The organism is Okeania sp. SIO2F4, from assembly GCF_010672385.1.
In the GTDB taxonomy this organism is placed as follows: domain Bacteria; phylum Cyanobacteriota; class Cyanobacteriia; order Cyanobacteriales; family Microcoleaceae; genus Trichodesmium.
In genome coordinates this window covers 1-8,272 of the sequence record NZ_JAAHGT010000015.1, presented here as the reverse complement: position 1 = coordinate 8,272, position 8,272 = coordinate 1, and the positions used below count along the sequence as shown (strand labels likewise).

The 8,272-nt window shown below is 37.1% G+C and carries 7 protein-coding genes and 1 tRNA gene; 7 read left to right on the top strand and 1 reads right to left on the bottom strand.

The annotated features are described in order from the left end of the window. A partial coding sequence (locus tag F6K22_RS01390) for a PDZ domain-containing protein (protein ID WP_293092494.1) occupies window positions 1–468 on the bottom strand: 468 nt, incomplete at its 3' end. A gap of 342 nt (window positions 469–810) precedes the next feature. Between F6K22_RS01390 and petB the strand changes: the two genes are divergently transcribed. The 7 genes from petB to F6K22_RS01355 form a co-directional block, all read left to right on the top strand. Further along, window positions 811–1,479 carry a cytochrome b6 gene (petB, locus tag F6K22_RS01385; protein ID WP_293092492.1) on the top strand — a complete coding sequence of 223 codons (669 nt, stop codon included), beginning with the start codon at window positions 811–813 and terminating at the stop codon, window positions 1,477–1,479. Window positions 1,480–1,747: 268 nt separating this feature from the next. Next, window positions 1,748–2,230, top strand: a complete 483-nt coding sequence (gene petD, locus F6K22_RS01380) for a cytochrome b6-f complex subunit IV (RefSeq protein ID WP_293092490.1) — start codon at window positions 1,748–1,750, stop codon at window positions 2,228–2,230. 1,639 nt (window positions 2,231–3,869) lie between these two features. Then, window positions 3,870–4,562: a hypothetical protein gene (locus tag F6K22_RS01375; RefSeq protein ID WP_293092488.1), complete on the top strand. Its 693-nt coding sequence runs from the start codon at window positions 3,870–3,872 to the stop codon at window positions 4,560–4,562. 3 nt (window positions 4,563–4,565) lie between these two features. Next, complete coding sequence (locus F6K22_RS01370) at window positions 4,566–4,931, top strand: DUF1818 family protein (RefSeq protein ID WP_293092486.1); 366 nt, start codon at window positions 4,566–4,568, stop codon at window positions 4,929–4,931. 306 nt (window positions 4,932–5,237) lie between these two features. Beyond that, window positions 5,238–5,311, top strand: a tRNA-Pro gene (locus tag F6K22_RS01365). Between the two features lie 244 nt (window positions 5,312–5,555). Next, window positions 5,556–5,783: a hypothetical protein gene (locus tag F6K22_RS01360; RefSeq protein WP_293092484.1), complete on the top strand. Its 228-nt coding sequence runs from the start codon at window positions 5,556–5,558 to the stop codon at window positions 5,781–5,783. Between the two features lie 1,639 nt (window positions 5,784–7,422). Then, a partial coding sequence (locus F6K22_RS01355; protein WP_293092482.1) for a proline dehydrogenase family protein occupies window positions 7,423–8,272 on the top strand: 850 nt, incomplete at its 3' end.

Below are 8,272 nucleotides of genomic sequence, written 5' to 3'. Positions count from 1 at the left end.
TGGATGGCCATCAATTTTGACCACGCGATCGCCTGATTGGATACCAGCAGTTTCAGCAGGAGAACCCTCCAGGGGAGAGATGACTATTAGTTCTCCTGTTTGAGAGTCTAAGGCAATTTGTAAACCCACTCCTGTTAATTCTCCAGAAGTATCGACCTGCAAATTCCGGTATTGTTGTGGTTTGAGAAGTCGCGTGAATGGGTCTCCTAGACTAGCCAACATTTCTTGAATGGTGCTGTAAGTTTCTTCTCTAGTTTTCAGGGGTTTCTTCATTAAATTTTGACGCTTAAACCACCAGTTCTGATGATTGAAAGAATCATCAACATAAGCCAAATTGACTATGCGCCAAGCTTCGCCTAATAAGCTTTGTTCTTCAGTCAATGCTGCGGCAGAGGATGTCCAAAGTCCCCAGGTCAGAATAATTGGGAATATTAATAGAAGTGTAATTTGGAAAAATCTTTTTTTCATAAAACAAAAGTATTAAATTATCAAGGATTAAGAATTGGCCGATATAGTGAAGTTGTTTGATAAAATTTCTATGATAAACCAAAATTATTTCAAATATCAAACTCTACAAAAATTGCCACCTTATCTGAAATATATCTACAAATTATGTTAAATTTTTTTACTAGAGGGTGGGCAAGGAAAAATATTTATCTACTCAAATAGTAGACTTGCTGATTGATTCCTTTGTCAGTTGGTATGATATTTGTATTGCTGATTCAAGGGTTGATTTGAGTATCTTTTCCTAACTACCCAAAAACTTAATTTATTAATAAACAGCAATATTCATCTAGGATTTTTGGCTTCATGTTCTCAAAACAGGTAACTGATTCACCAGCTTATAAGTGGTTTGACGAACGCTTAGAGGTTCAAGCGCTCGCAGACGATATTTCTAGCAAATATGTTCCACCTCATGTAAATATTTTCTACTGCTTGGGTGGAATTACTCTAATGTGCTTCCTAATTCAGTTTGCTACTGGATTTGCCATGACTTTCTACTACAAGCCAACAGTAACAGAAGCATTAGCATCAGTCCAATACATTATGACTGAAGTTAACTTCGGTTGGCTAATTCGCTCTGTCCATCGTTGGTCTGCCAGTATGATGGTGCTGATGATGATTCTTCATGTTTTCCGGGTTTACCTCACAGGTGGTTTCAAAAAGCCTCGCGAATTAACCTGGGTAACAGGGGTAGTTATGGCTGTAATTACTGTTAGCTTTGGGGTGACTGGTTATTCCTTACCTTGGGACCAAATTGGTTACTGGGCGGTAAAAATTGTGTCTGGTGTACCTGATGCAATTCCATTTGTTGGTCCATTCATTGTAGAACTAATGCGTGGTAGTACAAGTGTTGGTCAAGCAACTTTAACTCGTTTCTACAGTCTTCATACTTTTGTATTACCTTGGTTAATTGCAGTATTTATGTTATTGCACTTCTTAATGATTCGTAAGCAAGGTATCTCAGGACCTTTGTAAGTTAGGCTGTCATTAACCAGACACTAGATTTCACGATAAAACTGAGTTTGAAGCCTCCTTCTTCTAGTAATACTTTTGCTACGGTAAATATATTTAGTCGCCGGACATACTTCGGGCACTATAAATTGATGCGGGGAAAAGCGTCAGACTACTGCCAAAGTTAGCAGCAGTAAATGAAACCTCAACCTGCCGACTTACTAAGGTATGGTAGAATCTCCCGTGCTTCAACTCGGAGAGAATATCAACTATCACGGAGAAAAGAACTGTTATGTCCACTTTGAAAAAACCGGATCTGAGCGATCCTCAATTAAGAGCTAAGTTAGCTAAAGGTATGGGTCACAACTACTATGGTGAACCTGCTTGGCCTAACGATTTGCTATATGTATTCCCAGTAGTAATGATGGGTACACTTGCCTTATGTGTAGGTTTAGCTGTACTAGATCCTGCTATGGTTGGTGAACCAGCAGATCCATTTGCTACTCCTCTAGAAATTTTGCCTGAGTGGTATTTCTGGCCAGTTTTCCAAATTCTGCGTACTGTACCTAATAAATTGTTGGGTATTGTGGCAATGGCTTCTATTCCTTTAGGATTAATGTTGGTTCCTTTCATTGAAAATGTCAATAAGTTCCAAAATCCTTTCCGTCGTCCAGTAGCTACTGCTGTATTCCTATTTGGTACTGCAGTTACTCTATGGTTGGGTATTGGTGCTACTTTACCAATTGATATTTCTTTAACTCTTGGTTTATTCTAAGACTTGGATATCTAAATAAGATTTATAAAATTTTACGCCCTTTGTGGATTTTCTTCATAAGTACATTTGTATTTGTAGAAATTCTCAGAGGGTGTAAATATTTTTTTAAAGTTCTTATGGAGTTGAATAAATTTGAGAAATTATAGTAAATTTTTGTTGGAATTCATGTGGTTTTCAGGGAATAGGGAATAGGGAAAATAATTGTTTGGTTATTTTGGGTAGGGGTCTATTGTTCAATAACTACAGGTTATACTGTTTCAAGAAAGTTAAAAGCGAGTGGGTAATTCAGAGGTCTCCATTTCCTGCGGAAAAGCTTCGCGAACAGAATGTAAGACGGACTCAAGACAGTCAAAAGTCATATATTAAGATTTTATAGGCTTAGAAATTTTTTGAAACTACAATAATTTCAGGAAATTATTTCACATATAAATTTTGAAACTATTTCTGACATCTTTAAAGTGAATTGGTTTTACATCAGTCTTGATTTTGACTACATTATCATCATGGTTTTACTTTGAAATCAAGCTATAAGTCAATACAGTTCAGTTAAGGATTTTTTTACAGTTATATAATCTGAAGATCTACTCTAATAGTGCCATACCTTAGAAGTTATGATCTTATATCAACCGTATAGAGCTATCAGTAATGACTGATATAGCAATCCTAAATGATTTGTGAGAATTTTTATAATAGTTAAGACTGATGAAAAACTTTGAAAATTCTGACTCCTGACTCCTAACTACCACAAAAATATTACAATTGAAATATAGGAATCCTTCTACGTCTGGGTTAGCTTATGTTATACTTAAAATAAGTAGGTGGAGTTCCCGCCGATTTTAAGCCTGTGGAGAGAATAAAATTACAGACTGCGGTCGGTGGTTCTCAATGAAGCAGGAAGCTCGTCTCCAAAGCCTAACCACAGGTTAGGTAAGTTTGGATAAGTTCAGTAGAACGGGATAAATAAATCCACCTGTTTTTACCTAATTACCAAAAAATTGGCGTTGCATATTTGCGCATTGGAATTATTGTTTTAGAGAAAGAGGAAGTAAAAGCTGGGATTTACCTTTTCTGCAAAGATTCATCCCTTAGTTCAGCAACGCCAAAAATTGGGTTGAAAGCCTCGCCCATAAGCGGGGGACTTTTTAGTTGTTTTTTTTGAATACATAATGTTATCTTTGCTATTAGTCGCTCTCTGGCAGTCCGAGACAAAAAACGGACGCGGAGGCCAGTATAACCCACCCCCATCCCCTCCCGGGAGGGGAGCAAGAGGGGTGGGTGGAGCAGCCTGTGTTAGCGGAGCTTTGCGTCAGCAAAACGTCAACCCACCGAGGAGCTTCGGCTCAGTAGGAATCCCTTTGCCTAAAGGCAAAGGAGGATGTCAAAGCCCTGAGATTTATCAACTCTCAACAAGGTATTAGCACTTCAGAATTAAGCCTAGTTAATCGTTTAAAATCATCAGCTTGACAAGCATTGAGACGATAAAAAGGTAATTTTAGTCTTAGAGTTAACTAAGCTATGCTATGATTCTAGGAAAATCTTAAGTATACTGGCAAAATCCTAGATAAATGTCTGGAATACTGCGGGATAAATCCCGCGACTCATTTTTCACCCAGGGGTTGAAACCTCCTAGCTATCATCTTTGTTTAAACTTTTTGGTAGTTGGTTGCAAATAACCATGAGCAAGAAGCGATGGCTCAAATATTTCACAATTACTCTAGTAACAGTGATTGTTTGGGCTGCTATTGAACTTTTTTGGACTTCTTTAGCTAGTACAGCAGTCCATTTCACTTATTTATTAGAACATCAGTTGCTCAAAGTTACAAACCAAGAAAATTCTGAGTACCCAATCAAAATTGTCCAACGGCGGGTGCGGCCAACAGAAGTATGGCCGTTTGTATATGAAAAAATACCAGATTTGCCATTGGAAAATGATTATATATCTAAGGAAACGGGGGAAGTTAATACTGAGGAAACCCTAGTATCGCGTTTAATTAGGTATCATTTTTATGTCAAAGGTCGTGCACCCAATTATCGGTTTGACTGGAAATTAACATTAGCAGATTATTTGGGAGCCAATGATTATCTACAGTCCTCTGTTTATCCAGGCAATGATTCTTTGACAGAAAATCCGATGAAGGGCGATCGTCAAGCGATTCAAAATTTAACTCGTTCTCAGAGAAATGTTTTAGTTAATAGGTTGGTAGATATTTTTGGAGGCGACTCCAACCCCCCATCCATACCAGAAGTAGAGCACAGAGATAATTCTGGGCGATTAGCTCCAAGAGCGCCAATGGTTCCCCAACCAGGAGATGCAGATTTACTTAAGCCTTAAGTTATGGAACGAATAGTCAAAAGTGGAGATGGTTGGCGCTTAGGTTGGAATCCTCAAGCATTAGAGTTTAAGGGTTTAGTTGGTGGGGATGATTGGTCAATAGAACTGACTGAAGGGGAACTTGACGATTTTTGTCGATTATTAGACCAGTTAAGCCAAACTATTAGCCAGATGGCGGATGAGTTGATGGATGGCGAAAGAATAGCGTGTGAAGCTGAAAGTGATTTGCTCTGGATGCAGGTGCAAGGTTTTCCTGAAAGTTATACCGTTGAGTTTATTTTAAATCAAGGGCGCAGGGGCGAGGGAAAATGGTCTGTAGAAGCTGTATCTAGTTTAGTCCCAGCAGCAAAAATGTTGAAAATTTTTTGAGTAATGTCATGTTAGGGAGTAGGGAGTAGGGAGTAGTTAAGATAAATGGGAATTTATAGAGGGGGTATTCCGAAGAATTGTCCCTTGATTTTTCTGCCCTTGTCTGCCCAAAATGCTCACTTTTCGACCAAAAAATGGACTTGCCTTTATCTGTCAATGCTTTGAGAGTTAATTAGCCACCCCTAATTAATGAGATTTGATATATATATCTGATAATATGCTATTATAAAAAAATGTGCCTTGGAATATTTTGAGTAAAATTAGTTGCCAAAATATGATATGGCGTGATATATTAGTTAAGGTTAACGGGGCGTAGCGCAGCTTGGTAGCGCACCACTTTGGGGTAGTGGGGGTCGTGGGTTCAAATCCCGCCGCTCCGATTAAAAGGAAATTTTCATAACACCCCAACTAAAACATACTCTGGAGCTAAATTAAACTCTAGGGTATTTTTTTTGCTTGTCAGCCCGTGAGAGTCAGAAGTCATAACTCAGAAGTAAAAATTAGTGGGAGATGGAAACTTACCACTAATTTTAATCCGCTATAAATTTATAGTTGGGGATACTCACCAGCAACTAAAATCAGGCCGATGTTTTATATATTTTGCTCGGCATTCATCTATAATTAATGGTGAATTTGTATCAGTTACCATTAGGATTTAGTAGGAGGCAAATTTTGTCAATTATGTTGAATCAAATTGTTGTATTTGGTTTGACTTTAATTATTTCTCTACCTCTAACTTTAGTTATGATTACGAAGACAAGTTATGCTTCTAATGACCCCCGCTTAATCAATCTATTTATCAAAATTGTTATCGGAATTTCAGTTGGTATTACTCTGTGCTGGAATATTTAGGGCTGGCTGATTAAATCTAAAAGCATTGAAATATAAAGGTTTTAGACTTTTTAGGTATTGAAAAAGTAGGAAGTTTTCGTTCTAGGGAGCTCATGCATGTTAAGATTTTGGGTTGACGCTCTTGCTGAAAAATTAAGGGATGATTTTTCCTCCTGCCTCCTCTAAATTCCCTATTCCTCCTGACTCCTGAGGACTGACTCTTGAGGACTACCCTCACCCATAAGACTTTTGAGCGCAAACCCTATTTATATGTGTTGGAAAATTAAACCACTAAAAGAACTAGCAAAATTGCAGAATGGGGAGTTGGGGAGATGGGGAGATGGGGAGATGGGGAGATGGGGAGGTGGGGAGGTGGGGAGATAGAGATTGAATATTGAAGTATAAATAGAATTATAAACATATATCGTATAACCGGATTTTATGTGCAATTAAGCAGATTTGATTTGATATGATTTGCATTTGAAGCAATTAACTCTTAACTTATCTTACGAATATACTTCTAAAAAATTTTATATAACCCTTAGTCATTTCTCTATAATTTTAATTCCTCAGATAATTTAATCAGACAATTACCGAATAATTAATAATTAATAGTTAATAATTAATAATTAAACAATTCAGGTTTAAAGCCTCCCCTTGGATAGAGGATAAAATCAAAAATTTTCCTTCTTAGTCAATCCTTTTTTTTTAAGAAGGGGTAATTATTAATTATTAATTGTTAATTGTTAATTGCTGAAGACCAATTTATAGGGCATTTATAGTCAACCTATCTCATACAGTTTCACTAAACTCAGAAATCATAAATAATATTTTAGGTACTTAAAACTTCAATATTATAGTAATTTCAGCTTATTATTTTACTCCCTCAGTTACCAACTATTTATGACATTTTTTAAGTTAATTAGTATCACTATTCTGGAAATCCTTAGATTGAGCTATGAGACATTTCCCAAAAAATAAATAACTCTTTTCCCAAACCACATAAGATTAGATACAAAAAGTCACCCTAAAAATCTCTTATACCAAGCGTGATAAATGTTTGCTAAAAATATTTGGACTGTTTCTAGTAGTCAATAGTCAGTAGTCAGCTAGAAATAGCTCTCTTATTATCATTTTTGACTTTCTGACTTCAACCATTTTAGTTGACCAAATTATTCGTAAGATTCTTGGCGTTGGTGAATAAATGTATGATATTCAAGGAGTCAGTCCTCAGTCCTCAGGAGGTAGAAAGGAGTTTTTTCCGCAACTTTGGCTAGGAAATAGGTATGATTTGCACTCTTAATTTTAGACTTAAAACTTACATTCTTGGCAATTTAATACCGTGTTTCAGCAACGCCAGATTCTTTTTTCAAAATGATATTATCTTTTCCTTGTTGCTTGCTTGTGCAAAAAGTCTATATCTTAATTCGGAGATGTCTAATAGGATAAATAGCACAATTGATTAATTTCTGTTAATCAACAAACTAAAAGTATGGTCACAGAATATTTTTTAAAGTAGAATTGAAATACAACAAAATATTGGACTGAAAGTACCGGAAACAATATCGGAAAAACACTAAATTTTACATCTATTTTAGTGGAAAATACCTAAATTAATCCGAGACACAATCCCAATTAATTTGACTATACTTAAAAAAAAATGGTCGCACAAATATCAGATAGCAACTACGAAACCAAGACCCAAGAAATAGCCAAACAAATCTTGGCAACAACTCAAGAAAAAAATCGTTCTTTCTTAGGTCAATTGCAAAATCAAATGCGGTGGGATGATAAACTCCTTGACTGGGCAATGGCAAGTCCTGGTTTGCGGGTACAACTATTTCGTTTTATTGACTGCTTGCCAGGATTACGCAGTAAACCAGAAATAGCTGCTCACCTTCAAGAATATCTGACTACTGAAGAAGTCGAACTCCCAGAAGCTCTGAAAAAACTTCTTAATTTTGCTAACCCAGACTCCGTTCCCGGTCAACTAGCAGCTACGACCGTTGCACCCGCAGTCGAAACCCTTGCTCATAAATACATTGCCGGGGAAAATGTCAAACAAATTATCAAAACCCTAGAAAAACTACGGAAAGAAAAAATGTGCTTTACCGTAGACTTGCTTGGGGAAGCAGTTATCGCTGAAACAGAAGCGCAGTCATATTTAGATCGTTATCTCGAACTGATGACTAAACTCTCCCAAGCTGCTGAGAAGTGGTCATCAGTTGCCCAAATAGATGAAGCAGAAGGAGAACAACTACCACGAGTACAAGTATCCGTAAAGCTTACAGCATTTTATTCCCAGTTTGATCCCCTTGATGTCAAAGGTAGTCAGGAACGAGTTAGCGATCGTATCCGGACTCTACTCAGACGGGCTAAAGAACTCGGTGTAGCAGTTCACTTCGACATGGAACAATACACCTACAAAGACTTAACCATTGCTATTCTCAAAGAATTGTTGATGGAAGAAGAGTTTCGCAACCGCAGCGACATCGGTGTGACAACTCAAA

What these genes read in the sequence shown, in the direction of transcription:
- petB (WP_293092492.1), top strand. Translation starts at nt 811, where the DNA reads ATGTTCTCAAAACAGGTAACTGATTCACCAGCTTATAAGTGGTTTGAC.
- petD (WP_293092490.1), top strand. Translation starts at nt 1,748, where the DNA reads ATGTCCACTTTGAAAAAACCGGATCTGAGCGATCCTCAATTAAGAGCT.
- F6K22_RS01370 (WP_293092486.1), top strand. Translation starts at nt 4,566, where the DNA reads ATGGAACGAATAGTCAAAAGTGGAGATGGTTGGCGCTTAGGTTGGAAT.
- F6K22_RS01360 (WP_293092484.1), top strand. Translation starts at nt 5,556, where the DNA reads ATGGTGAATTTGTATCAGTTACCATTAGGATTTAGTAGGAGGCAAATT.